This is a genomic window from Brevundimonas sp. NPDC055812 (assembly GCF_053616535.1).
Genome location: NZ_JBSHDX010000008.1, coordinates 148,126 through 171,975, shown reverse-complemented (window position 1 = coordinate 171,975; position 23,850 = coordinate 148,126). Strand labels below are relative to the sequence as shown.

Below are 23,850 nucleotides of genomic sequence, written 5' to 3'. Positions count from 1 at the left end.
ACACGGGATGAAGCAAAAGCCCTCCGGTTCGCGCCGGGGGGCTTTTTGCTTTCGATCCTAACGGCTAGACGAACCCCCATGACCGATCTCGCTCAACTGGAACTGGACCTCATCAACGCCATCGGCTCGGCCGAGAGCGTGGCGGGTCTGGAGGACATCCGCGTCGCCGCCCTCGGCAAGTCCGGCTCGATCTCGGGCCTGCTGAAAGGCATGGGGGCGCTGAGCCCGGATGAACGCCGCGAGCGCGGCCCCGTGATCAACGGCCTGCGCGACCGGGTGTCGTCGGCTCTTTCCGCCCGCAAGACCGAGCTGGAGGCTGCCGAGCTGGACGCCCGCCTGCTGGCCGAGCGCGTCGATCTGACCCTGCCCAGCCGCCCGCGCCGCAAGGGCGGGGTGCATCCGACCATGCAGGTCATGGACGAGATGATCGCCGTCTTCGCCGACATGGGCTTCTCGGTCGCCGAGGGGCCGGACATCGAGGACGACTTCCACAACTTCACGGCGCTGAACTTCCCGCCCAAGCATCCGGCGCGGGAAATGCACGACACCTTCTTCCTGAAGCCCGACCCGGAAACGGGCGAGCGCAAGGTGCTGCGCACCCACACCAGCCCGGTGCAGGTCCGCACCATGATGTCGCAGAAGCCGCCGATCCGCATCATCGCGCCCGGCCGCACCTTCCGTAAGGATTCGGACGCGACCCACACGCCGATGTTCCACCAGATCGAGGGTCTGGTGATCGATCGCGACATCCACATGGGCCATCTGAAGACGACGCTGGAGACCTTCATCGCCCGCTTCTTCGAGCTGGACGACGTGCATGCCCGTTTCCGTCCGCACCACTTCCCCTTCACCGAGCCCTCGGCCGAGATGGACATCCGCTGCGACCGTTCCGGCGGCAAGCTGACCCTGAACGAGGGCGAGGACTGGCTGGAGATCCTGGGCTGCGGCATGGTGCACCCGAACGTGCTGCGCAACTGCGGCATCGACCCGGATGAGTATCAGGGCTTCGCCTTCGGCATGGGCGTCGATCGCCTGGCCATGCTGAAATACGGCGTGCCGGACCTGCGCCCCATGTTCGAGGCCGATACGCGCTGGCTGGCGCACTACGGCTTCTCCGCCTTCCAAGCCCCTAATCCTGCAAGCGGACTTTCCTGATGACCTCCTCTTCTTCCACATCCGCTGTGTTCGACCCTACCCAGGCCGTCATCGAGAACGTCGAGATCAGCCTGTACGACCTCTATCGCGGCCATATCGAAGCCGGTGGTTCTCCGCTGATGGCTGGCCGCACCTTCCGCAATTGCATCCTGGTGGGTCCGGTCGTGGTCCTGGTCATGCCGGGCACCCGTTTCTCGGAAACCAGCTTCGGGGCTGTCGACAACGACATTCGCACTGTGCTTTTGCGCCCCGCCTCGCCCAACAAGGCGATCGGCGCTATTCCGATGGCCGACTGCGTTTTCGAGCGATGCCAGTTCCGCGGGGTCGGCTTCACCGGCCATGAGAACTTCATCAACCTGCTGATCGAACAGCTTGGGCGCGGCGACGCGACGGGCCAAGCATGAAGTTCACGCTTTCCTGGCTGAAGGCCCACCTCGATACCGAGGCCGAGGTCGATCAGGTCGCAGAGGCCATGACCATGGCCGGGCTGGAGGTCGAGGAGGTCCACGACCCTATCGCCGCCCTGGCTCCCTTCACCGTGGCGAAGATCGTCTCGGCTGAACGTCACCCGAACGCCGACCGGCTGCAGGTCTGTCAGGTCGAGACGGTGGACGGAAAGAAGGAGATCGTCTGCGGCGCCCCGAACGCGCGCGCAGGGCTCACCACCATCTACGCTCCCATCGGCGCCTATGTGCCCGGCCTGGGCGTAACCCTGGTCGAGAAACCGGTGCGTGGGGTGGTGTCCAACGGCATGCTGTGCTCAGCATCCGAGCTCGAGTTGTCGGACGAGAGCGACGGCATCCTGGAGCTGGCCGACGACTTGCAGGTGGGCGAGCCCGCCGCCGGCGTCTTCGGCGCCGAGCCTGTGATCGATTTCGAGGTGACGCCGAACCGTCCCGATTGGCTGGGCGTGGCGGGCATCGCCCGCGACCTGGCGGCCGCGGGGCTGGGCCGGCTGACGACGCCGGAGATCGTTCCCGTCGCCGGCGCTTTCGACTCTCCCGTGTCGGTGGCGCTGGAGGCGCCCGAACTGTGCCCGGTCTTCGCCGGTCGCGTGATCCGGGGCGTCAGAAACGGCCCGTCGCCGGAGTGGCTGCAACAGCGTCTGACGGCCATCGGCCTGCGTCCGATCAACCGTCTCGTCGACATCACCAACCTGATTTCCTACGACCGCGCGCGGCCGCTGCACGTCTATGACCTGGCGACCCTGTCGGGCGAAGGGATCGTGGTTCGGGCTGGTCGCGGCGAAGCCGACAGCCTGGTCGCCCTGGACGGCAAGACCTATGCGCCGGGCGCCGCCGACTGCGTCATCACAGACGCCGGGGGCCAGCGCGCCATCGGCCTGGGCGGCGTCATGGGCGGCGTCTCGACCGGCTGTTCGGACGAGACGGTCGACGTCTTCGTCGAGAGCGCCTGGTTCGACCCTATCGCCACGGCCCAGACGGGCCGCTCGCTGGGGATCAATTCGGACGCCCAGTATCGTTTCGCGCGCGGCGTCGACACGGCCTCGGTCGTGCCGGGGCTGGAACTGGCGACCCAACTGATCCTGGACCTGTGCGGCGGCGAGCCGTCGACGGTCACGGTGGCGGGCCAGGCCCCGGCCGCTCCGGCCGCCTTCGCCTTTGACCCGGCCTATGTGAAGCGGCTGTCGGGCATGGACCTGAGCGACGACCGGATCTTCGAGATCCTGTTCGCCCTGGGCTTCACCGTTATGCGCGGCTCGCCCTGGTCGGTGACGCCGCCGTCCTGGCGCCGCGACATCGAGGGGCGGGCGGATCTGGTCGAGGAAGTCGCCCGCATCGAGGGCTACGCCGCCCTGCCCGACGCGCCCCTGCCGCCGGTCGCCCCGGCGCCGGGCGGGGTGCTGAGCCCGCGTCAGGCGCGCGTGCGCACGGCCCGTCGCGCCCTGGCGGCCCTGGGTTATGCCGAGGCCGTCACCTGGTCCTTCACCAAGCAGTCGATCGCGACCCTGTTCGGCGGCGGCGACGAGCATCTGGTGCTGGAGAACCCCATCGCAGCCGATCTGGACTGCATGCGGCCCTCGGTCCTGCCGAACCTGATCCAGGCGGCGGCGCGCAACGCCGCGCGCGGCCACGCCGACGTCGCCCTGTTCGAGATCGGCCCCGTCTATCTGGACGATCAGCCGACCGGCCAGCGCACCGTCATCGCCGGCCTGATCGCGCCGCACGCCGACCGTCACTGGGGCGAGGCGGGGGAAGACCCCCTGTTCGCGCTGAAGGGCGACCTTCTGGCTGTGCTGGAAGAGATCGGCGCCCCGGTCGCCTCCCTGCAACTGGCGCAGGGCTCGAACCGTGACTGGTGGCACCCCGGCCGTTCGGCCCGGCTGCAGCTGGGACCCAAGAACGTCATCGTCGAGTTCGGCGCCCTGCACCCGCGCGTGCTGAAGGCGCTGGACGCCGACGGCCCCATGCTGGCGTTCGAGATCGTGCTGGATTCCGTGCCCGAGCCCCGCGGTAAGGGCGGCAAGGCGCGTGGCGCGGCGGATCTGCCGAACCTGATGCCCCTGACCCGCGACTTCGCCTTCCTGATGGACGAAGCCAAGGCCGTGGGCGACCTGACCCGCGCCGTGGCGGGCGCCGACAAGGCGCTGATCGCCGACGTTCGCGTCTTCGACGTCTATCGCGGCCAGGGCGTGCCGGAAGGCCAGAAGTCGGTGGCGATCGAGGTCGAGATCCAGCCCCGCGCCGCCACCCTGGCCGAGGCGGAGATCGAGGCCTTGATGGCCAAGGTCAAGGCCGCCGCCGCCAAGGCGGGCGGAACCTTGCGAGCCTGACAGCAGAAAATCCGGCGGCCTGAAGCCCAGGCCGCCGGAACTTCTGCGGCCAAGCAATCTTCGGTTAACCTTAAAGCCCCAAGGCTGCCGTAAAAGGCACGGACGGTAGGCCAAGCCCGCGACGACGGGCGGACCGTCCTTAGCCGGGAGCCTCGACCATGCACCGCCGCCAACTGATCCGCACCAGCCTGGGCCTCGCCGCCGCCGGCGCCCTGCCCGCTGGCCTCGGCGCCTGCGCCAGCCGCCCGCCGGCCGACCCCAACTATCCGATCGCTTCGGACAACACGGCCCAGGCCTATACCTTCGATGAGCTGGTCGCCGCCGGGTCGCGCGAACTGGGCATTGCGGCCGAGGCCGTGGGCGGCGCCATCGAGCGCATCTTCGCCGAACAGGGCGACCGCCCGACCGCCTATATCGCGGGCGAGGAAGGCGCGGGCGCCGTCGTCGCCGGCCTGCGCTACGGCCGCGGCGCCCTGCACATGAAGGATCTGTCGGCCTCGCAGGAGGTGTTCTGGCAGGGCGCCTCCATCGGCTGGGACTGGGGCGGCAACGCCAGCCGGGTCTTCACCCTGGTCTACGGCCTCTACCACCCCGACATGCTGTATCGCCGCTATCCGGGCGTCGAAGGCTCGGCCTATCTGGTCGCCGGTCTGGGCGTGAATTATCAGCGCGCGGACGGCATCGTCCTGGCTCCGATCCGCACCGGGGTCGGCGTGCGTCTGGGCGCCAATGTCGGCACCATGAGCTACAGCCGCCAGCGCAACATCCTGCCTTTCTAGGTTCGCTATGCTCGGGTCGCGGACCTCGCGGCTTGAGCGAAAAGAAGGCGCGTCGATTTCGGTCGGCGCGCCTTTTTCGTGTCAGGAGGCCTTCTCGGCGAGGATGGCCTCCAGCCCCTCGCGGTAGGAAGGATAGCGTGGGCGCCAGCCCAGTTCGGCCTTGGCGCGGGCGTTGGAGACGCGCTTGGAGTCCAGATAGAAGCGGCGCATGGCCTCGCTGACCTCGGGGTCGGTCCAGTCGACCTCGGGCGGGCGCGGCAGACCCAGGCGCTCGGCGGCCCAGGCGGTGACGACGTCGGCAGGCGTAGGTTCGTCGTCGGTCAGGTTGTAGACGCCGCCGGGACGCGGCTGGGCCATGGAGGCGAACAGGCCCGAGACGATGTCGTCCACATGGATGCGGTTGAACACCTGGCCGGGCTTTTTCACCAGGCGGGCGGTTCCGGCGCGCAGGCGATCGAGGACGCTGCAGCCGGGGCCGTAGAAACCGGGCAGGCGGAAGACCTGCAGCGTCAGCCCCATGCCCTGGGCGCCGTCCAGCCAGTCGCGCTCGACCCTGGCGCGGCGGGCGCCCTCAAGTGTGGCGGCGTTCAGCGGATCGCCCTCGAAGGCCCAGCCGCCCGCGCGATCGCCGTAGACGGCGGTGGAGGAGACATAGCCGATCCAGTCAGGCCAGGCGTCAGCGGCCAGGGGCGTCAGGGCGCGCAGGGCCGGACAGCCGTGAGCATCCGGCGGCGTGGTAATCAACACGGCCTGTGCGGCGGCCAGGGCCTCGCCCAGAGCCTTGGCGTCGGCCGGATCGATGGGCGCGATCCCCTGAGCGGCCAGCACCCGACGAGTCTGCGGATCGCGCGAGGTGGCGAAGGCCAGACCGCCGCGCCGCAGGGCTTCGCGGGCCGCCGCCTGTCCCAGATAGCCGCCGCCGAACACCAGCAGGGACGGGGCGGCGGCGGGTTCGGTCATCGGGCTTCAGTCTCTCAGGCGGACAGGACGCGGGCGGGCGAGGCGGCGGAGCCCTCGGTCTCGGCGCGCAGGGCGTCGGCGCGGCCGGCGTTCCAGGCGGTGACGCAGGGAATCTTGGTCCGGTCGGCGCGGTCGGCGTAGCGGCGGGCGATGTCGGTCACATCGGCCATGAGCCCTTCGGCCAGGGTGATCGGCTTCAGCCCCAGTTCGCGGAACTGATCGTTGGCGACGACCAGTTCGTTCTCGTCGGCCTCCTGACGCGGATTGGCGACGTTGTGGACCTGCGCGCCCGTCATCTCGGCCACCATCTGCGCCAGATCGCGAACGCGGCGGCTCTCGGTCATCTGGTTGAGGATCTTGACCCGGTCGCCGCGCTTGGGCGGGTTGTTCAGCGCCAGTTCGACGCAGCGCACCGTGTCCTGAATGTGGATGAAGGCCCGCGTCTGGCCGCCCGAGCCGTGCACGGTCAGCGGATAGCCGACAGCCGCCTGCATCAGGAAGCGGTTCAGCACCGTGCCGTAGTCGCCGTCATAGTCGAAGCGGTTGATCAGGCGTTCGTCCTGCTTGGTCTCCTCAGTCTGGGCGCCCCAGACGATGCCCTGGTGCAGGTCGGTGATCCGCAGGGCGTCGTTCTTGGCGTAGAACTGGAACAGCAGGGCGTCCTGCGTCTTGGTCATGTGATAGATGCTGCCGGGGTTCGGCGGGAACAGGATTTCCTGCTCGGTCGGGCCGTGGTCGGTCTCTACCGTGACCTTCAGGTAGCCCTCGGGGATGCGCAGGCCTGCCGTGGTGTAACCGTAGACCCCCATGGTTCCCAGGTGGGCCAGGTGGACGTCGCGGCCGCTCTCGACGATGGCGGCCAGCAGGTGGTTGGTGGCGTTCAGATTGTTGTCGACGGTGTAGAGCTTGTGCCGCGCCGACTTCATCGAATAGGGGGCGGCGCGCTGTTCGGCGAAGTGGACGACGCTGTCGGGCGCCCAGTCCTTGATCAGCGCGACCAGGCGGTCGAACTCCTTGCCGACCGTCAGGTTGACGAAGTCGATGGTGCGGCCCGAGACCTCCTTCCACGCGGCGATGCGCTCGCCCATGGTGCGGATCGGGGTCAGGGAGCGGATTTCCAGCTCATTGTCGATGTTGCGGCGGCTGAGGTTGTCGACGACCAGCACGTCCCAGCCGCGCGCCGAGAGGTGCAGGGCCGTGGGCCAGCCGCAGAAGCCGTCGCCGCCCAGAATCATCACGCGCATCAGTCGAACCTCGTTTTCAACGTCTTCTCCTGCCTAGCCGAACGCGCGAGGGGGCGAAAGCGTGGCGCTTGGCTGCGACGAAAGCGACGCAGGATGGAAAAACAGAGTCCAATTCGTCTGAAACGTCTGAAATCGGAGGGCATCCCTTTCCGGAACCCGGCAGGATGGGCCGGAGACGAGATCAGGCGGGCCTGGCGCGTCGTCGCGGCGTATCAGGCTTGAAATCATGACCTTTTCCGCGGCGGGCGATCACAATAGGCGAGGCCGGCCCGCCGGGATCAGGCCGGATCGGCGCTGAGCGCCATGAGGATCAGCGGATAGGGGCGCCCGGCGTCGTCGGTCTCGGCGCGGCCCACGGCCTGAAAGCCCAGGCGCTCGTAGAAGGCGCGGGCGCCGGGGTTGTCCTCGTTGACGCTGAGACGCCGGGCGCCCAGCGACAGGGCGTGATCGACCAGCCGACGCCCTATGCCGGAGCGGTGCAGGCGAGGGTCCACGAACAGGGCCGCCAGTTCATCGTCGGACAGGCCGAGAAAGGCGACCGGCGCCCCGTCCTGTTCCCACGCCCAGAGGTTCGGATCGCCGCTGCCCAGCCAGGCGGAGACGTCGGCCTCGATGGCGTCGATCGCTTCGGGCGTCAGAAAGTGGTGCGTCGCCTCGACCGCGCGGCGCCAGACGGCGGTCAGGGCAGGCGCGTCGGCGGGGGCGGCGGGGCGGATCAAAGCAGGCTTTCGATCGCGGTGCGGGCGGCGTCGCCCAGGTCGGGGCGTTTCAGGGCCAGGGCGACGTTGGCGCGCAGCAGGCCGATCTTGTCGCCGCAGTCGTGGGTCACGCCCTCATACTCATAGGCGGTGAAGGTCTGCGACTGCATCAGGCGGGCCATGGCGTCGGTCAGCTGGATCTCGCCGCCGGCGCCGCGCTCCTGCGTCTCCAGCAGATCGAAGATCTCCGGCTGCAGGATGTAACGGCCCGAGATCGACATGGTCGAAGGGGCCGTGCCCTGGGCGGGCTTTTCAACCATGCCCTTCATGCCGTAGCGGCGGCCGTCGTGGGAGGCGGGGTCGATGATGCCGTATTTGTGCGTGTCGGCCTCAGGCACGGCTTCGACGCCGATGACGTTGCCGCCGACCTCGGCGTAGACCTCGGCCAACTGCTTCAGGGCGCCGGGCTGCGAATCCACGATGACGTCCGGCAGGATGACGGCGAAGGGTTCATGGCCGATGATGTCGCGCGCGCACCAGACGGCGTGACCCAGGCCCTTGGGTTGCATCTGGCGCGTGAAGCTCATCTCGCCGGCCTGGGCCAGCTCGGCGTTCATGGTCGCCAGAATCTCGGTCTTGCCCTTGGCCAGGAGCTGGGCCTCGAGCTCGATCTGATGGTCGAAATAGTCCTCGATCGCCTGTTTGGCGCGACCGGTGACGAAGACGATGTGCTCGATCCCCGCCTCGCGCGCCTCTTCCACGATGTAGGAGAGGATCGGCCGGTCGACGACGTTCAGCAACTCCTTCGGCGTGGTCTTGGTGCCGGGCAGAACCCGCGTGCCGAGACCGGCCACGGGCAGAACCGCCTTGCGCAGGCGGGCGGGGGAGGTCGTCATGGATCGTCCTGAACAGCCTTGGGGCGCCTGTCATAGGCGTAATTCGTGAAGCTTCCAAACGCCCCCGGACGGTTCGGGTTCGCCCTATTCCACCGTCACCGACTTGGCCAGGTTGCGCGGCTGGTCGACGTCGGTGCCTTTCTGGACGGCGGTGTAATAGGCCAGAAGCTGCATCGGCACGGCGTAGACCAGGGGCGAGATCAGGGCCGGGCAGTCCGGCGCATGAACGCGGCGGATGCCGGCGCCGTGCGGGTCGGGCGCCTTTTCCGGGGCGATCATGATGACCGGGCCGCCGCGCGCGGCGACTTCCTGCAGGTTGGAGGCGGTCTTCTCGAACAGGTCGTCCAGCGGGGCCAGCGCCACCGTCGGGGTCGCTTCGTCGATTAGGGCGATGGGGCCGTGCTTCAGCTCGCCCGCGGCGTAGCCCTCGGCGTGGATATAGCTGATCTCCTTCAGCTTCAGCGCGCCTTCCATGGCCAGTGGGAACATCGGTCCGCGGCCCAGGAAGAGGACGTCCCGCGCCTTGGCTAGGTCGATGGTCAGGGCGTGGATGCCCGCGTCCATCTGCAGGGCCTCGGCGATCAGGCGCGGGGCCTCGAACAGGGCCTTGACCAACTCCGCCTCCTGGGCGGCGTCGATCTTGCCGCGCGCCACGCCCGCCGCCACGGCAAGCGACAGCAGGGCGGCGACCTGGGCGGTGAAGGCCTTGGTCGAGGCGACGCCGATCTCCGGCCCGGCGTGGGTCGGCCACAGGACTTCGGCTTCACGCGCCATCGACGAGGAGTGGACGTTGACCACGGCGGCGGTCTTCAGGCCTTGAGCCTTGCACCAGGTCAGGCTGGCCAGGGTGTCGGCGGTCTCGCCCGACTGGCTGACGGCGACGGCCAGCGTCCCCTGGGTCACGGCCGGTTGGCGATAGCGGAACTCGGAAGCGATCTCGATGTCGCAGGGCAGGCCCGCATAGCGTTCGAAGGCGTATTTGCCGATCTGGCCGGCGTAGAAGGCGGTGCCGCAAGCGACGATCTGGATGCGCTCGACGGCGGCGAAGTCCACGGACGGAACCTTGACCTTGCCGGAGACCAGATCGAGGTACTCCGACAGGGTGTGCTGGACGCTGTCGGGCTGCTCGTGGATCTCCTTCTCCATGAAGTGGCGATACTCGCCCTTCTCGACCAGGGCCGAGGAGGCCGAGACCTGGACCACGGCGCGGTCGGCCGGATGGCCCGAGGCGTCGAACATGCGCGCGCCGGTGCGGCTCAAGACGACGTAATCGCCCTCTTCCAGATAGGAGATCTTCTGGGTGAAGGGACCGACGGCCAGGGCGTCAGAGCCCAGGTACATCTCGCCCTCGCCCCAGCCGACGACCAGAGGGCTGCCGCGGCGGGCGCCCAGGATCAGCTCGTCGTCGCCCTCGATCAGCACGGCCAGGGCGTAGGCGCCGGTCAGGCGATCCAGCGTGGCCTTGAAGGCGTCCAGCGGCGTCATCCCGGCCGCCAGCTTGTGGTCCAGCAGGTGGGCGACGACCTCGGTGTCGGTCTGGCTTTCAAAGACGCGGCCCTCGGCCTCCATCTCGGCCTTCAGCTCGGCGAAATTCTCGATGATGCCGTTGTGGACCAGGCAGACGCGCCCCGCCTTGTGCGGGTGGGCGTTGGTCGTCGTCGGCGCGCCGTGGGTGGCCCAGCGGGTGTGGCCGATGCCGACGGTCCCCGCGACGGGATCGGCGGCCAGAACGGCCTCCAGCTCGCGGATCTTGCCCTTGGCGCGGCGGCGCTGAACGCCTTCGCCGTTCTGGACGGCGATGCCCGCCGAGTCGTAGCCGCGGTACTCCAGCCGCTTCAGGCTGTCGATCAGGCGGGGGACGACGGGGCCGGTTCCGGTGACGCCGATGATGCCGCACATGAGCTCTCTCCGATCGAGATGTTGCGCCCGCTTTTGCGCCGGGCGACGGAATTGAGGTAAGCGGGAGGCATCAACCTCCGCCCTTGATGATCGCATCTAGGCAATCGTGAGAGCGGCGACATCAAAAAATGGGTTTCGGAAGGTTTCTTTGCAATTCCGGGGCCGCCAGCGAAGGACCGCGCCCTTGGGCGAGAGAAAATACTTCGGCACCGACGGCATCCGCGGCCGGGCCAACACCCATCCGATGACGGCCGAGGTCGCCCTGCGCGTCGGCCTGGCCGCCGGGCGTCTGTTCCGCACCGACGACGACCGGCGCCACCTGGTGGTGATCGGCAAGGACACCCGCCTGTCCGGCTATATGATCGAGCCGGCCCTGGTGGCGGGCCTGGCCTCGGTCGGCATGGACGTGCGGACGTTCGGGCCGCTGCCGACGCCCGGCGTGGCGATGATGACGCGTTCCATGCGCGCCGATCTGGGCATCATGATCTCGGCCTCGCACAACGACTATGCGGACAACGGCATCAAGCTGTTCGGGCCGGACGGCTACAAGCTGTCGGACGAGATAGAGCTGAAGATCGAGGCCATGATGGACGGGGCCCTGGACCAGGACCTGGCGCCGTCGAACAAGCTGGGCCGGGTCAAGCGCATCGATGACGCCCCGCCGCGCTATATCGAGATCGCCAAACAGGCCTTCCCCAAGCGGATCAGCCTCAAGGGCCTGCGCATCGCCATCGACTGCGCCAACGGCGCGGGCTACCGCGTGGCGCCGACGGCCCTCTATGAACTGGGCGCCGAGGTCTTCCCCGTCGGGGTGGAGCCGAATGGCCTGAACATCAACGCCGAGTGCGGCTCGACCCATCCGGCCACGGTGTCGGAGGCGGTGAAACGCTATCGCTGCGACATCGGCATCGCCCTGGACGGCGACGCCGACCGGGTCATCATCTGCGACGAGACAGGCCACGTGGTCGACGGCGACCAGATCATGGCCCTGATCGGCCTGGATTGGGCCAGACGGGGACGTCTGAACGGCAAGGGCGTGGTCGCCACCGTCATGTCCAACCTGGGTCTGGAGCGCTGCCTGAAGGCGGAGGGGCTGACGCTGGAGCGCACCAAGGTCGGCGATCGCTACGTCATGCAACGGATGCGCGAGGGCGGCTTTAACCTCGGCGGCGAACAGTCTGGCCACATCATCCTGAAGGACCACGCCACGACCGGCGACGGCTTGATGGCGGCGCTGCAGGTGCTGGCCGTCCTGGTCGAGGCCGGCGTGCCGATGAGCGAGCTGGCGCGCCAGTTCGAGCCGGTGCCGCAACTGCTTCAGAACGTCCGCTACACCGCCGGCAAGCCGCTGGAGGACGAGAAGGTCAAGGCCGCCATGGCCGAGGCCGAGGCGGCCCTGAACGGCGCGGGCCGCCTTCTGGTCCGACCTTCGGGCACGGAGAAGCTGATCCGCGTCATGGCGGAGGGCGACGACGAGGCCCTGGTCAAGCGCGTCGTCAACGACGTCGCCGAGGCGGTGAAGGCGGCGGGCTGATCGCCCGCCGCTCGCGCCGTCAGACGGCGGACAGGGCCTGATCCAGGTCGGCCCACAGGTCCTCGACGTTCTCGATGCCGACCGACAGGCGCACCAGATTGTCGCCGATGCCGCTGCGCGCCTTGGCCTCGGGAGTGTAGTCCGAATGGGTCATGCTGGACGGGTGGGACGCCAGGCTCTCGGCGCCGCCCAGGCTGACGGCCAGTTTGAACAGACGCAGGGCGTTCAGCATGCGGAAGGCTTCCGCCTCGCCGCCCGGCAGCTCCAGCGAGAAGGTCGAGCCGGCGCCCTTGCACTGGGCTGTGAAGATCGCCTGCTGTTCGGGCGAGGCGTCCGGCCCGCCGGCGGTCAGGACGGCGCTCACGCGCGGATCGGCGCGTAGCCGCTCGGCCAGGATCAGGGCGTTGTCCTGCGCCCGCTCCATGCGGATGTGCAGGGTCTCCAGGCTGCGCAGCAGCAGCCAGGCGGTGTGCGGATCGGCGGTCGTGCCGCAGATGGTCCGCATCTCGCCGACGCGGGCCATGATGTCCGCCCCGCCCATGCAGCCGCCGGCGATCAGGTCCGAATGGCCGCCGACGTATTTGGTCAGGGAATAGAGGACGAGGTCGGCGCCCAGCTCCAGCGGGCTCTGCCACAGAGGGCCCAGGAAGGTGTTGTCGACGGCGATAGCGGGCGGCTCGGCCTGGTCCAGCGCCCTGGCGCCCGACACCGCGCGGGCGATGTCGACCAGCTGGTTGGTCGGATTGGCGGGCGTCTCCAGATAGACGGCGGCCAGGCGTCCGCCCGTTGACTTCGCCTCGGCGGCGGCGGCGGTCATGGCGGCGTCCAGGGCGTCGGCGCCCTCGGCGGCGGGGACGCTGATCGCCTTGACGCCGTAGCGGGGCAGGATGCGGTCGAACAGGTATTCGGTGCCGCCATAGGCCGGGGCCGTATAGAGGATGACGTCGCCGGGCCGCACCAGCGCGAGCATGGCGGTCGAGATGGCGGCCATGCCGCTGGAGAAGACCAGCGCCTTGTCCGCCTTGTCCCAGACGGCGAGGCGGTCTTCGAGGATCTCTAGGTTTGGGTTGTTGATGCGCGAATAGATCAGGCCCAGGGCCTCGTCCGGGTCGCGCTGGCGCAGGCCATAGGCGACTTCGAAGAAGCGTTTGCCGTCTTCGGCCGACTTGAAGACGAAGGTCGAGGCCTGGAACAGCGGCGCCTTGATCGCGCCCTCCGACAGGGCCGGATCATAGCCGTAGCCCATCATCAGGGTTTCAGGCGCGAGGGTGCGGTCGCCCAGGACACGTGTGCGGTGGCGGTTCATTTTTTTGTTTCCTCTCCTGACCCGGTGATAGCCGACCACGGAAAGGCCCGCCAGCAGCTAGACTGTGGAGTCCGGGGCCTGAAGGATGGAAGTTTCGACTAAAGACGGTCAGCCACGATCAGGCGGTCAGGATGCGGGCCAGCGCCTCGATCCTCCGGCGGATGTCCGGCACGGCGATGGTCTCCCAGAAGGCGGCGCGGGCGGGCGGGCCGAGGGCGAACAGGGCGAGATCGGCGGCGCCGTCGGCGTGGAGGACGCGGCCCTCGGCGTCGAGGTCGAGGCCCAGGTCGGCTGCGTCGATCCGAGCGCGGCCTTCGGCGATCAGGGCGGCGGTCAGGGGCGCGCGGGCGGCGTCGTGGCCGGGGCCGGTGCAGTCGATCAGCCAGGCGGCTGACAGGGTTTGGGTCTCTCCATTCCGTATGCGGATGGTCAGGCGTGCGCCCTGGTCGTCCGTCGTGATCGTCTGGGCGCGACCTGAGAGAACGGTCAGTCGACTTTCCGTCTTCAGCGCCTCCAGAGCTTCGGCGATTTCGGGCGCGATGCGATGGCGCCGCACGTCCCACCACGGCCGCAGATGGCGCAGGAAGCGGGCGCGTTCGGCGCTCGAAGCGGCGCGCCACAGCGTGGCGGTGATGGGGCGATAGCCTTCCATGACGCGGCGCCAGCCGTGGTCGCGCGCCAGTTGACGCGCCGAAGCCAGGCGACGCGACAGGGCGCCTGTCAGAGCCTCCGGCGGCAGGTCGACGGGCGCGTCGTGATGGGCGCCGTGGGCCAGGGGCAGCAGGCCGCGCCGCGACACGACCGTCGCCCGGCCGCGCCAGCCTTTGGCCTGAAGCGCCAGGACGACGTCCACCATGGTCAGGCCCGAACCGAGGATCAGGACGTCCTCGTCAGGCCCGATCGCGGCCAGGGCGTCGGGCCGCCACGGATCGGCGATGCGGCGGGGACCGTCGTTTTCGACGGCGGGGCGCGGCGGGGGATTGCCGGTGGCCAGCACCAGGGCGCGGCCGGGGATGCGGGCGCCGTCGGCCAGGACGACGGTCTCGCCCTCGATGCGGACGGCTTCGCCCCTGATGCGACGGATCAGGCCGGGATAGGCGGCCTCGGTCCGGGTCAGGCGGTCCTGCACATAGAGGCCGTAGAGGCGACGCGGGGCGAAGCCGTTCGGATCGGCGTAGGTCGGGGCGTGGACCGCCAGCCAGTCGGTGAAGTCGGCGGGCCGGTCAGGACGGGCGCTCATCCGTTCGGCGCGAACGTTGAGACGGTGGTCGTCCAGGGGCGTGGAATAGGCGACGCCGAGACCGACCTGTTCTGCGCGCTCGATCAGGACCGAGGCCTGCCCCATCTCGGCCAGGCGCGCGGCCAGCATGGCGCCGGAGAATCCGCCGCCGACGATGATCACGGGTAGGGAGGCGGCGGCGTCGTTCATTGAACGAGCATCGTCCACGACGCCGCCGCCGGTCAAACCGGAATCAGATTTCCTGGTTGAAGGCGCCGATTTCCGGGTGGGCGGCCAGGCGGGGCTTCACTTCCTTGCGGAACAGGTCGCGCATGTCGTCGGCGGACCTCATGCTTTCGACCACCACGACCAGTTCGGGCTTGTTCGAGGAGGCGCGGACCAGCACCCAGGAGCCGTCCTCCAGATGGACGCGCACGCCGTTGACGGTGATGGCCTCGACGATCTTGCGGCCGAGGATTTCTCCGCCGGAGGCCGCCAGGTCCTCGTATTCCTTCACGATCTTCGTCAGGACGTCATACTTGAGCTCGTCGGCGCAGTGCGGCGACATGGTCAGGCTGGTCCAGGCGTCGGGCAGGGCGGTCTTCAGTTCCGACAGCGACTTGCCGGGGTTGCGGTCCAGCATGGCCAGGACGGCGCCCGCCGCCACCAGGCCGTCGTCATAGCCGTGGCCCAGGTCGCCCGAGAGGAAGAAGTGGCCCGACTTCTCGAACCCGGCCAGGGCGCCCAGTTCGGCGGTCTTGCGCTTGATGTAGGAGTGGCCGGTCTTCCAGTAGACGGTGGTCGCGCCGTTGGCCTTGAGCACCTCGTCGGTCTTGTAGAGGCCGGTCGACTTCACATCGACGACGAAGGTCGCGTTCGGGTGGAGGGCCGACAGGTCGCGGGCCAGCATCAGGCCGATCTTGTCGGCGAAGATCTCCTCGCCCGTGTCGTCGACCACGCCGCAGCGGTCGCCGTCGCCGTCGAAGCCCAGGGCCAGGTCGGCGCCCGTCTCCTTCACCTTCTGCGCCATCTGCACCAGCATGGCGTGATCTTCCGGGTTCGGATTGTATTTGGGGAAGGTGTAATCGAGGTCCGTATCCATCTCGATCACCTCGGCGCCCATCAGGCGCAGAACCTCGGGGGCGAAGGCCCCGGCCGTGCCGTTGCCGCAGGCGGCCACCACCTTCAGCGGGCGCGACAGCTTCACCTTGGACGCCACGTCCTTGATGTAGGTCTCGCGGAAGCCCTCGACGCGCTCCAGGCGGCCGCCGGGGCGGGCGACGCCCTGGCCGTTCAGGACGATCTCCTTCAGGCGACCCATCTCGTCGGGGCCGAAGGTCAGGGGGGCCTGGGCGCCCATCTTCACGCCGGTCCAGCCGTTCTCATTGTGGCTGGCCGTGACCATGGCGACGCAGGGGCAGGCGAGCGCGAACTGGGCGTAATAGGCCATGGGCGACAGGGCGAGGCCGATGTCCAGCACCTCCATGCCGCCTTCCAGCAGGCCCAGGATCAGCGCCTGCTTCACCGACAGGGAATAGCCGCGGAAGTCGTGGCCGACGGCGATCTTGGGCGTCTGACCGATCTCGTGGACATAGGTGGCCAGACCCAGGCCCAGGGCCTGGATGCCCAGCAGGTTGATCTCTTTTTCCAGAATCCAGCGGGCGTCGTATTCGCGAAAGCCGGTCGGCTTGACCAGGGGCAGGGTTTCATATTCCGCAGTGTTGGGGCGGATGTCCTGACGGGGCTTTTGCATGGGTCTTCCTAGATGGGCCGCTGGAGAGAGCGGGGCCGCAGTATGGCTTCGGCGTATAGCCTTCCCCCGCTCGCGAGGCCACAACGCCTGACCGGCGTTATCGCTGCGCCGCGCGGGGCGTAGGTCCCAACAAGCGGCGAAACCTTGACCGCCCCCGCGTCAGGGGCCTAGCGAGAAACCCAGATACGGATGCTCCCGGAGACTTTGATGACCCGCCTGATCCTGCTGCGCCACGGCCAGAGCCAATGGAACCTGGAGAACCGCTTCACCGGCTGGGTCGACGTCGATCTGACGGCGGAGGGCGAGGCCCAGGCGCGGCGCGGCGGTGAGCTGATCGCCGAGGCGGGCTTCAAGCCGGCGGTCATGTTCACCTCGGTGCTGAAGCGGGCCAAGCGCACCGGCGCCCTGGCGCTGGATTCCGCCGGGCTGAAGAATGTGCCGGTCATCGAGGACTGGCGCCTGAACGAGCGCCACTACGGGGGCCTGACCGGACTGGACAAGGCCGAGACCGCCGCAAAGCACGGCGAGGACCAGGTCAAGGTCTGGCGCCGCAGCTATGATGTGCCGCCGCCGCCGCTGGCGCCGGGCGGCGAGTTCGATTTCGCTTCAGACCCCCGCTACGCCGGCAAGGAGATCCCGGACACCGAGAGCCTGAAGACCACGCTGGATCGGGTGCAGCCCTATTGGGACGCCGAGATCGCCCCGCGCCTGAAGGCGGGCGAGGACGTGCTGATCGCCGCCCACGGCAACTCTCTGCGCGCCATCGTCAAACTGCTGTTCGCCGTGCCGGACGACAGGATCGTCGATGTCGAGATTCCGACCGGCAATCCGCTGGAGATCGATCTGGACGCGGACCTGAAGCCGGTCGCCGCCCGCTATCTGGACGAGGGGCGGGCGCAGGCCCTGCCGCAAATCGCGTGAGCGGCGCGGCGGACGACGCCGTCTTCATGCGGCGGGCCATCGACCTGGCCCTAAACCGCATGGGCGAGACCTGGCCCAATCCGGCGGTCGGCTGCGTCCTGGTCAAGGACGGAGCCGTGCTGGCCGAGGCCGCGACGGCGCCGGGCGGGCGTCCCCACGCCGAGGAACAGGCCGTGCCCGAGGCGGGCGAGGCCGTGAAGGGCGCGACCGCCTATGTGACGCTGGAGCCCTGCGGCGCCCGCTCGTCGGGACGCAAGTCCTGCGCCCACTTCCTGGCCGAGGCCGGGGTCGAGCGGGTGGTGATCGCCGCCCTGGACCCGTCGCCCTTCGCCTCGGGCCGGGGCACGGAGCGGCTGCGCCAGTCGGGCCTGACGGTCGAGACGGGCCTGCTGGGCGATGAAGCCGCCGTGCTGTGCGAGGGCTTCTTGCACCGGCTGGAGACGGGCCGACCGATGGTGCGCGTCAGCGTCGACGGGGCGGGCTTCGACGGGCGCTTCGCCGCCTCGCCGCGCGCCGATCTGACGACCGAACTGAACCGGCTGGGCGAGGCGGGCTACACCCGTCTGTGGACCCAGGAGGGCGAGCTGGCGGAGGCCCTGCGCGAACAGGGCCTGCTGACGGAATAGGGCGGCCTGCGGAGGGGCGGAGGCGGCGAGAGAAACCGCTGTTTCCGCAAAGCTTCCTTAATCCGCCGTAAGCCATGATCGGCCCCATGAGCGAGGCCGCAGAACCCGTCCGCAGAAGGTTGACCCAGGAAGAGGTCGACGCCGTCTGCCTGAAGCACGACCGGCTGTGGCAGGCGCGGCCGGGCGGGGCGCGGGCGGTCTTCGCCTGGATGGACCTGTCAGGCGTGAACCTGCGCGGCCGCAACCTGGCCGACGCCGACTTCACCGCCGCCTGCCTGATCGGCTGCGACCTGACGGGCGCCAAGCTGGACAACGCCAACTTCTTCGGCGCGGACATGCAGGACGTGACCCTGATCGACGCCAGCCTGCGCCGGGCCGACCTGCGCGGGGCCTGCCTGCGCGGCGCGGACCTGTCGGGCGCCGACCTGTTCGAGGCCGACCTGCGCGAAGGGACCATCGCCGCCAAGGACGCCAAGCTGGGCTTCCGCGTCGTCGAAGCCCGCAAGCGCGCCGACACCCAGGCGCAGGGCGCCGTGCTGGCGGGCGCCAATCTGCAGCGCTCGCGCATGACGGGCGTCATCGCGGTGGCCGCCGACTTCACCGACGCCGTCATGAAGGACTGCAAGCTGGTCCGGGCCAATCTGAAACAGGCCAGCTTCCGCGGCGCCGACCTGGCCGGGGCCGACCTGTCGGGCGCCGATCTGTCGGGGGCGGACCTCAGCGACGCCATCCTGGTCGGGGTCAAGGCGTCCATGTGGCGGACCGACGGGGCCAATATGGACGGCGCCCTGGTCGACGACCGTCCGGCGGGCGAGCCGGTCAGCCAGATGCCCGCCGCCGAGATGCTGCGCGAGCATGCCCAGTGGTGCGAGACGGGCGGGGCCGAGGGCCAACCCTCGGTGTTCGACGGGGTCGATCTGCGGCCGCTGGAGTCCATTCGCGGACTGAACCTGACGGCTTTGTCGGCCAAGGGGGCGGTCTTCTACGGCTTGGACATGGAGGGGGTGCAGCTTCAGGGCGCGCAGCTTGAAGGCGCGGACCTGCGGTCGGTCAATCTGCGCCGGGCCGACCTGCGCGGGGCGCGGCTGACGCGGGCGCGGCTGAACGGGGCGGACCTGCGCGAGGCCCAGCTGGGGCCGCTGATGCTGGCGGCCGACCGGCTGCTGCCCGCCGACCTGACCGGGGCGATCCTGCGCGGCGCGGACTTGACCGGCGCCGATCTGCGTCGGGCCGTGCTGGTCGAGGCGGACCTCAGCCGGTCCATCCTGCACGGCGCCCAGACCAAACAGGCGGACTTCACCGGCGCCCAGACCGGCGGCGCGCGCGGGCTGGACCCGGCGGACCTGCACGCGGCATAGAGCGCGACGCACGACAACGCCGTCTCCGCATCAAGCATAGGCAAGAAGTTTTCTGAATCCGCTCGTCCCGGCGGACGCCGGGATCCAGTGCTTTGGCTTTAGATCGCGTGGGTCAAAAGATAGGGCTTTGCGCTGCGCTCTCACTGGATCCCGGCGTCCGCCGGGATGAGCGGCAGCAAAGGTCATCGCCGAAATTTGGTGGGTGTTTCCAAACAAAAAAAGAGGCGACGCGAACGCCGCCCCTTCGACTGTTCAGTCAGGCGAGACGCCTTTAGGCCGCCTTCTTGGCCTTGGGTTCGGTCTTGCCCTCGATCAGGGTCGAGCCGGTGGCGATCTCAATGCTGCGGGGCTTGAGAGCCTCGGGCAGTTCACGCTTCAACTCGACGGTCAGCAGGCCGTTGGCCAGGGCCGCGCCCTTGACCACCACATAGTCGGCCAGCTGGAAGCGGCGCTCAAAGTCGCGCTCGGCCAGGCCGCGATGCAGATAGGTCTTCTGGGGGGCGCCGTCGTCGTTGGCCGCCTTCTTGCCGGTGACGGTCAGCAGGTTTTCCTTCGCCTCGATGTTCAGCTCGTCGGCCGAGAAGCCGGCGACGGCGATCTCGATGCGATAGGCGTCCTCGCCGGTCGTCTCGATGTTGTAGGGGGGCCAGCCGTTCTCCTGGCTGGAGCGCGCGGCGCTTTCCAGCTGACGGGCCAGGCGGTCGAAACCGACGGCGGAACGGTACAGCGGCGAGAAATCATAGGTACGCATGGGTCATCCTTCTGACATTCAGCAAGGTTGAGCCGTCCGGCGATTTGGCCCCGGACAGCGGAGGGTTTCAGCCCCGGCGGTCCGAAATCGGCCCCGTCAGGTCTGGAGAGCCCGGGATCGGCGCTCTCGGATGAAGAGGTAGGAGGCCGTTTTTCCGGCGCAAGGGGCGCGCGAATTCGTCGCTCGCCGCATCGGCGCCTTGTGGTCGCCGCGAAGCGCCGTATGGGTTTTACATTCGTCGTCCAGGATCGACCGGAGCCCTTCATGCGACCTCTCGCCCTCAGCGCCGTCGCGGCGTGTCTGCTCGCCTCGCCCGCCTTCGCCCAATCGGGGGCCCCGGACGCCCCTCGCCTGCCCCATCGGCAAGGACTGTCGATGGAGATGCCGAGTTTCTCCGAGGACGCGGCGCTTGAGGCGGCCGTGGCCGCGGCGACCCGGCCCGAGGCGGACCGCGCCCGCGACGGCGACCGTCATCCGTTCGAGACCCTGACCTTCTGGGGGCTTCAGCCCGGCCTGACCGTGGTCGAGATCGAGCCGGGCCGCGCCGGCTGGTGGCGCAACATCCTGGAGCCCTATGCCGCGGCGACCGGCGGCCGGTACGTCCCGGTCAACCGCCCGACCGAGGGCATGGGCGTCGCGGACGGGACGGCGGACATGGTTGTGGTGGCCCGCGCCTTCCACAACTGGTCGCGCGACGGTCGGGCCGAGCCCTATCTGGCGGCCTTCTTCACGGCGCTGAAGCCCGGCGGCGTGCTGGCGGTCGAGCAGCACCGCGCGGCCGAGGGGCTGAACGTGACGGAGACGGCGCCCAACGGCTATGTGCCCGAAAGCTGGGTCATCCACGCCGCCCGCCGCGCGGGCTTCGAACTGGAGGCCCGCAGCGAACTGAACGCCAACCCCAGGGACGACCGCGACCACCCCTTCGGCGTGTGGACGCTCAAGCCCACGCGCACCTCCGAACGCGACGGCCGCGCCCTGACGCCGGACGAGCGTGCGGTCCTGGACGCCATCGGCGAAAGCGATCGCATGACCCTGCGTTTCCGCAAGCCCTACGCCGCCGACTGAAGCGCCTAGATGACAATGCAGTGCGTGGTTTTGACCCTGGCGCAGAAGCGCCTTAAGCCCGAAACGCAAACACCCGGCGGCGAGAGGAAGCGCGCATGACAGAACGATCGACGCGGCGATCCGTCCTGGCCGGCGCCAGCGCCCTGGCTCTGGTCGCGCCCCTGTTCGGCCTGGCCGCCTGCGGCCGCAAGGATGAGGCGCCGACGCCCAGCGCGCCCGAAGCGCCCAAGGGGCCGCCGGAAGGTTCGCTGGAATGGGCGGTCGCGGGTTCATGGCGCTCGGCGGACGACAAGACGCGGGACGCCTGGCGCCATCCGGTCGAGACCCTGCGTTTCTTCGGCCTGCAGCCGAAGATGACGGTGATCGACTTCTGGCCCGGCAGCGGCTGGTATGCGGAAATCCTGGCGCCCTATCTGAATCGGGGCGGCGGCGCGCTTTATCTGGCGGGCTTCTTCGAGGGGCCGAACGCCGACCCGGCCCAGGTCGCCATCAACAACGCCCTGAAGGCCCGCATCCTGGCAGACAAGAAGCTGTACGGCCCGGTCCAGTTCACCGCCTTCGGCGCCGGTTCGCCGCCGGTGGCGCCGGCGGGAACGGCCGACATGGTGCTGTTCATGCGCTACATCCACGCCTGGATGGCGGCGGGGATCGCGGAAAAGGCCTTCGCCGACGCCTTCGCCGCCCTGCGGCCCGGCGGGGTGCTGGGGATCGAACAGCACCGCCTGCAGCCGGACGAGGATCAGGACCCGGCGGCGGCCAACGGTTATGTGCAGGAGGCCTTCGTCCGCCAGCTGGCCGAAGAGGCCGGCTTCGTCTTCGTCGAGGCGTCCGAGATCAACGCCAATCCGGCCGACACCAAGGACCATCCCTTCGGCGTCGAGACCCTGCCGCCGCGTCGCCTGACGGCGCCGATGGGCCAGCCCGCCGATCCCGAATTCGACCGGACCAAGTATGACGCCATCGGCGAAAGCGACCGCATGACGCTGAAGTTCAGGAAGCCCGAGTGAGCCGTCCCGCCGCCTTCGCCGCCCATGCGCCCCTGATGGGAGTGCCCGGCGCCGCCTGCCCGCCGGGCGGAGAGGGCGACTGGTTCCGGGGCGCCGGAGGCCTGCGCCTGCGCGCCGCCTTCTGGACGCCCTCGACCCTGCAGGCGAAGACGCCGCGCGGGACGGTGGTGCTGAGCCCCGGCCGCACCGAGCCGATCGAGAAGTATTTCGAGCTGATCGGCAACTTCCTGGCGCGGGGTTTCTGCGTTCTGGCTCACGACTGGCGCGGCCAGGGACTGTCGGCGCGGCTGCTGCCGGACCGGCTGCGCGGCCACGCCCGGGCGGTCGAGGAGTTTCTGGACGACTACGCCCGCCTGCTGGACGCCTATGAGGCGCGGGCGCCCAAGCCCTGGATCATGGTCGGCCACTCCATGGGCGGCTGTCTGAACCTGTTGACGCTGGAGGGCGGGGAGACGCGGTTCGCCGGCGCGGTCCTGTCCAGCCCCATGCTGCGCATCAAGACCGGCAAGCGGTCGATGTGGACCGTCAAGCTGGCGGTGCGCTGGGCCCTGCGTCACGGCAAGGCCGGCGACTATGTGCTGGACGACGCGGACGACCCCTTCGACCACACCTTCGAGGAGGACGGCCTGACGTCGGATCAGGCGCGCTACGACCTGTGGCGTCAGCAGCTCTACGCCTGTCCGCACCTGGCCATCGGCGGCCCGACCTGGGGGTGGCTGGCCTTCGCCCTGGACGCGGGCGAGCGGGCGCTGAAACCGCGAGCCCTGAAGAGCGTGAAGATTCCGGTCTGCGTGGTCCAGGCGGCCGAGGACGACAAGGTCTGGAAACAGACCAACCGCTGGGCGGCGCGCCGCATGGGCCGGGGCCGGTATGTCGAGGTTCCGACCGCCAAACATGAGGTCGTCATGGAGGTCGACGACCTGCGCGGGATCTTCCTGCATGAGTTCGACGCCCTGGCCGACTATGTGGCGCCCGGCGTCGAGGCGAAGTCCGGCGCTTCGCCCGCAGCGCGGACCGTCGAACCCGCCTGAGCCGTCAGGCGTCGCCGAGCAGGGGCCGGGCCTGGGCCGTCAGCCGCGCGTCGCCGACCGCCAGGACGCGGCCGTCGGCTTCGTTCGGCGCGTCGCCGCGCCAGTCGGTGAACCGTCCGCCCGCCGCCTCGACCAGGGGTTTGAGCGCCGACCAGTCCCAGACCTTCAGCTCGCTTTCGGCCACCAGATCGATGCGCCCGGCCGCGACCATGGCGTAGGCGTAGGCGTCGCAGCCCAGCCGGGCCAGTCGCGCCGCGCCGCGCAGACGGTCCCAGGCCGCGCGGTCGGCGCCGAGGAAGATCTCGGGATCGGTGGTGGCGATCAGGGCCTGGCTCAGATCGGGGCAGGCGCGGGTCTTCAGCGGGGTTTCGCCGCCGCCCTTCAGCAGGCGTGCGCCGGACGGCCCGCCCAGGAAGACTTCGCCCAGATAGGGTTGGCCGACGGCACCGATCATGGGCGCGGCCTCGTGGCGCAGCGCGATCAGGGTGGTCCACAGGGGCAGGCCGGCGATGAAAGCGCGGGTGCCGTCGATGGGGTCCAGAACCCAGACGTGATCGGCGTCGGGACGGTCCTCGCCATACTCCTCGCCGATGACGCCGTGCTCGGGATAGCGGGCGGCGATCATCCGGCGGATGGCGGCCTCGGCGGCGCGGTCCGCCTCCGTGACGGGGTCGAAGGCGCCGGGAGAGCCCTTGTCCTCCTGGGCGAACTCGCCCCGGAAGAAGGGCAGGGCGACGCGGGCCGCCTCATGCGACAGTTCGACGGCGAAGGTTTCCAGTTCGGTCATGCCCCGGCCATACACCGCCAGGGGCGCGGCGGCCCAGAGGTCATTGAACCGAACAGGCGATCAGGCG

21 protein-coding genes are annotated in these 23,850 nt (G+C 69.3%); 11 read left to right on the top strand and 10 right to left on the bottom strand.

Annotated features, from left to right (window positions below; all coding sequences use genetic code 11):
• The first annotated feature begins 78 nt into the window (after positions 1-78).
• The 4 genes from pheS (at position 79) to ACWGL1_RS14245 (ending at position 4,728) form a co-directional block, all read left to right on the top strand.
• Positions 79-1,155, top strand: coding sequence for a phenylalanine--tRNA ligase subunit alpha (gene pheS, locus ACWGL1_RS14260; RefSeq protein ID WP_452112357.1), 1,077 nt, complete (start codon positions 79-81; stop codon positions 1,153-1,155).
• Positions 1,155-1,559 carry a hypothetical protein gene (locus ACWGL1_RS14255; protein ID WP_291780842.1) on the top strand — a complete coding sequence of 135 codons (405 nt, stop codon included), beginning with the start codon at positions 1,155-1,157 and terminating at the stop codon, positions 1,557-1,559. The genes pheS and ACWGL1_RS14255 overlap by 1 nt, the downstream gene beginning before the upstream one ends.
• Positions 1,556-3,949: a phenylalanine--tRNA ligase subunit beta gene (gene pheT / locus ACWGL1_RS14250; RefSeq protein WP_452112356.1), complete on the top strand. Its 2,394-nt coding sequence runs from the start codon at positions 1,556-1,558 to the stop codon at positions 3,947-3,949. The genes ACWGL1_RS14255 and pheT overlap by 4 nt, the downstream gene beginning before the upstream one ends.
• Positions 3,950-4,107: 158 nt before the next feature.
• Positions 4,108-4,728 carry a DUF1134 domain-containing protein gene (locus ACWGL1_RS14245; protein ID WP_291780848.1) on the top strand — a complete coding sequence of 207 codons (621 nt, stop codon included), beginning with the start codon at positions 4,108-4,110 and terminating at the stop codon, positions 4,726-4,728.
• Between the two features lie 81 nt (positions 4,729-4,809).
• Here the strand turns inward: ACWGL1_RS14245 and ACWGL1_RS14240 are convergent, their stop codons facing one another.
• The 5 genes from ACWGL1_RS14240 to glmS all read right to left on the bottom strand — a co-directional run bounded on the left by ACWGL1_RS14240 (position 4,810) and on the right by glmS (position 10,425).
• The gene (locus ACWGL1_RS14240; protein WP_291780850.1) at positions 4,810-5,688 is read right to left on the bottom strand and encodes a Rossmann-fold NAD(P)-binding domain-containing protein; all 879 of its coding nucleotides are present in this window, start codon (positions 5,686-5,688) and stop codon (positions 4,810-4,812) included.
• A 14-nt stretch (positions 5,689-5,702) separates the two neighbouring features.
• Positions 5,703-6,932, bottom strand: coding sequence for an NAD-dependent epimerase/dehydratase family protein (locus ACWGL1_RS14235; RefSeq protein WP_452112355.1), 1,230 nt, complete (start codon positions 6,930-6,932; stop codon positions 5,703-5,705).
• A gap of 278 nt (positions 6,933-7,210) precedes the next feature.
• The gene (locus ACWGL1_RS14230) at positions 7,211-7,651 is read right to left on the bottom strand and encodes a GNAT family N-acetyltransferase (RefSeq protein WP_452112354.1); all 441 of its coding nucleotides are present in this window, start codon (positions 7,649-7,651) and stop codon (positions 7,211-7,213) included.
• Complete coding sequence (galU, locus tag ACWGL1_RS14225) at positions 7,648-8,526, bottom strand: UTP--glucose-1-phosphate uridylyltransferase GalU (RefSeq protein ID WP_452112353.1); 879 nt, start codon at positions 8,524-8,526, stop codon at positions 7,648-7,650. The genes ACWGL1_RS14230 and galU overlap by 4 nt, the downstream gene beginning before the upstream one ends.
• 84 nt (positions 8,527-8,610) lie before the next feature.
• Complete coding sequence (gene glmS, locus ACWGL1_RS14220; RefSeq protein ID WP_291780862.1) at positions 8,611-10,425, bottom strand: glutamine--fructose-6-phosphate transaminase (isomerizing); 1,815 nt, start codon at positions 10,423-10,425, stop codon at positions 8,611-8,613.
• A gap of 184 nt (positions 10,426-10,609) precedes the next feature.
• Here glmS and glmM point away from each other — a divergent pair, with 184 nt between their 5' ends.
• Positions 10,610-11,959 carry a phosphoglucosamine mutase gene (gene glmM, locus ACWGL1_RS14215; RefSeq protein WP_346519443.1) on the top strand — a complete coding sequence of 450 codons (1,350 nt, stop codon included), beginning with the start codon at positions 10,610-10,612 and terminating at the stop codon, positions 11,957-11,959.
• Positions 11,960-11,978: 19 nt separating this feature from the next.
• On the opposite strand, the gene ACWGL1_RS14210 is transcribed toward glmM, so the two are convergent.
• The 3 genes from ACWGL1_RS14210 to ACWGL1_RS14200 all read right to left on the bottom strand — a co-directional run bounded on the left by ACWGL1_RS14210 (position 11,979) and on the right by ACWGL1_RS14200 (position 16,237).
• Positions 11,979-13,265, bottom strand: a complete 1,287-nt coding sequence (locus tag ACWGL1_RS14210; protein WP_291780867.1) for a cystathionine gamma-synthase family protein — start codon at positions 13,263-13,265, stop codon at positions 11,979-11,981.
• Positions 13,266-13,383: 118 nt separating this feature from the next.
• On the bottom strand, positions 13,384-14,694 hold the full coding sequence (locus ACWGL1_RS14205) for an FAD/NAD(P)-binding protein (protein WP_452112352.1): 1,311 nt from the start codon (positions 14,692-14,694) through the stop codon (positions 13,384-13,386).
• A 43-nt stretch (positions 14,695-14,737) separates the two neighbouring features.
• Positions 14,738-16,237: a phosphomannomutase/phosphoglucomutase gene (locus tag ACWGL1_RS14200; RefSeq protein WP_452112351.1), complete on the bottom strand. Its 1,500-nt coding sequence runs from the start codon at positions 16,235-16,237 to the stop codon at positions 14,738-14,740.
• Positions 16,238-16,444: 207 nt separating this feature from the next.
• On the opposite strand from ACWGL1_RS14200, the gene gpmA reads away from it, so the two are divergent.
• From gpmA to ACWGL1_RS14185, 3 genes are all read left to right on the top strand, one after another.
• Positions 16,445-17,158, top strand: a complete 714-nt coding sequence (gpmA, locus tag ACWGL1_RS14195; protein ID WP_312219533.1) for a 2,3-diphosphoglycerate-dependent phosphoglycerate mutase — start codon at positions 16,445-16,447, stop codon at positions 17,156-17,158.
• Positions 17,155-17,784: a bifunctional diaminohydroxyphosphoribosylaminopyrimidine deaminase/5-amino-6-(5-phosphoribosylamino)uracil reductase RibD gene (locus tag ACWGL1_RS14190; RefSeq protein ID WP_291780879.1), complete on the top strand. Its 630-nt coding sequence runs from the start codon at positions 17,155-17,157 to the stop codon at positions 17,782-17,784. The genes gpmA and ACWGL1_RS14190 overlap by 4 nt, the downstream gene beginning before the upstream one ends.
• 86 nt (positions 17,785-17,870) lie before the next feature.
• Positions 17,871-19,142, top strand: a complete 1,272-nt coding sequence (locus ACWGL1_RS14185) for a pentapeptide repeat-containing protein (RefSeq protein WP_338577310.1) — start codon at positions 17,871-17,873, stop codon at positions 19,140-19,142.
• Between the two features lie 271 nt (positions 19,143-19,413).
• On the opposite strand, the gene ACWGL1_RS14180 is transcribed toward ACWGL1_RS14185, so the two are convergent.
• Positions 19,414-19,893 carry an Hsp20 family protein gene (locus ACWGL1_RS14180; RefSeq protein WP_338577309.1) on the bottom strand — a complete coding sequence of 160 codons (480 nt, stop codon included), beginning with the start codon at positions 19,891-19,893 and terminating at the stop codon, positions 19,414-19,416.
• 264 nt (positions 19,894-20,157) lie between these two features.
• On the opposite strand from ACWGL1_RS14180, the gene ACWGL1_RS14175 reads away from it, so the two are divergent.
• The 3 genes from ACWGL1_RS14175 (at position 20,158) to ACWGL1_RS14165 (ending at position 22,996) form a co-directional block, all read left to right on the top strand.
• Entirely contained in the window at positions 20,158-20,958 is an 801-nt protein-coding gene (locus ACWGL1_RS14175; RefSeq protein WP_452112350.1) for a class I SAM-dependent methyltransferase, read from the top strand.
• A 95-nt stretch (positions 20,959-21,053) separates the two neighbouring features.
• Positions 21,054-21,965 carry a class I SAM-dependent methyltransferase gene (locus ACWGL1_RS14170; RefSeq protein WP_346485199.1) on the top strand — a complete coding sequence of 304 codons (912 nt, stop codon included), beginning with the start codon at positions 21,054-21,056 and terminating at the stop codon, positions 21,963-21,965.
• Positions 21,962-22,996 carry an alpha/beta fold hydrolase gene (locus tag ACWGL1_RS14165; RefSeq protein WP_452112349.1) on the top strand — a complete coding sequence of 345 codons (1,035 nt, stop codon included), beginning with the start codon at positions 21,962-21,964 and terminating at the stop codon, positions 22,994-22,996. The genes ACWGL1_RS14170 and ACWGL1_RS14165 overlap by 4 nt, the downstream gene beginning before the upstream one ends.
• Before the next feature lie 4 nt (positions 22,997-23,000).
• Here ACWGL1_RS14165 and hisN read toward each other — a convergent pair whose 3' ends face one another.
• A complete protein-coding gene (hisN, locus tag ACWGL1_RS14160) occupies positions 23,001-23,783 on the bottom strand; it encodes a histidinol-phosphatase (RefSeq protein WP_452112348.1) in 783 nt (260 codons plus the stop codon).
• Between the last annotated feature and the right edge of the window lie 67 nt (positions 23,784-23,850).

Bases quoted from the DNA above. Each gene is read 5' to 3' on its own strand.
- gpmA (WP_312219533.1), top strand. From the start codon at position 16,445: ATGACCCGCCTGATCCTGCTGCGCCACGGCCAGAGCCAATGGAACCTG.
- ACWGL1_RS14255 (WP_291780842.1), top strand. From the start codon at position 1,155: ATGACCTCCTCTTCTTCCACATCCGCTGTGTTCGACCCTACCCAGGCC.
- hisN (WP_452112348.1), bottom strand. From the start codon at position 23,783: ATGACCGAACTGGAAACCTTCGCCGTCGAACTGTCGCATGAGGCGGCC.
- ACWGL1_RS14170 (WP_346485199.1), top strand. From the start codon at position 21,054: ATGACAGAACGATCGACGCGGCGATCCGTCCTGGCCGGCGCCAGCGCC.
- ACWGL1_RS14205 (WP_452112352.1), bottom strand. From the start codon at position 14,694: ATGAACGACGCCGCCGCCTCCCTACCCGTGATCATCGTCGGCGGCGGA.
- ACWGL1_RS14245 (WP_291780848.1), top strand. From the start codon at position 4,108: ATGCACCGCCGCCAACTGATCCGCACCAGCCTGGGCCTCGCCGCCGCC.
- ACWGL1_RS14175 (WP_452112350.1), top strand. From the start codon at position 20,158: ATGCGACCTCTCGCCCTCAGCGCCGTCGCGGCGTGTCTGCTCGCCTCG.
- pheS (WP_452112357.1), top strand. From the start codon at position 79: ATGACCGATCTCGCTCAACTGGAACTGGACCTCATCAACGCCATCGGC.
- ACWGL1_RS14210 (WP_291780867.1), bottom strand. From the start codon at position 13,265: ATGAACCGCCACCGCACACGTGTCCTGGGCGACCGCACCCTCGCGCCT.
- ACWGL1_RS14240 (WP_291780850.1), bottom strand. From the start codon at position 5,688: ATGACCGAACCCGCCGCCGCCCCGTCCCTGCTGGTGTTCGGCGGCGGC.
- ACWGL1_RS14235 (WP_452112355.1), bottom strand. From the start codon at position 6,932: ATGCGCGTGATGATTCTGGGCGGCGACGGCTTCTGCGGCTGGCCCACG.
- ACWGL1_RS14200 (WP_452112351.1), bottom strand. From the start codon at position 16,237: ATGCAAAAGCCCCGTCAGGACATCCGCCCCAACACTGCGGAATATGAA.
- pheT (WP_452112356.1), top strand. From the start codon at position 1,556: ATGAAGTTCACGCTTTCCTGGCTGAAGGCCCACCTCGATACCGAGGCC.
- ACWGL1_RS14185 (WP_338577310.1), top strand. From the start codon at position 17,871: ATGAGCGAGGCCGCAGAACCCGTCCGCAGAAGGTTGACCCAGGAAGAG.
- glmS (WP_291780862.1), bottom strand. From the start codon at position 10,425: ATGTGCGGCATCATCGGCGTCACCGGAACCGGCCCCGTCGTCCCCCGC.
- ACWGL1_RS14180 (WP_338577309.1), bottom strand. From the start codon at position 19,893: ATGCGTACCTATGATTTCTCGCCGCTGTACCGTTCCGCCGTCGGTTTC.
- galU (WP_452112353.1), bottom strand. From the start codon at position 8,526: ATGACGACCTCCCCCGCCCGCCTGCGCAAGGCGGTTCTGCCCGTGGCC.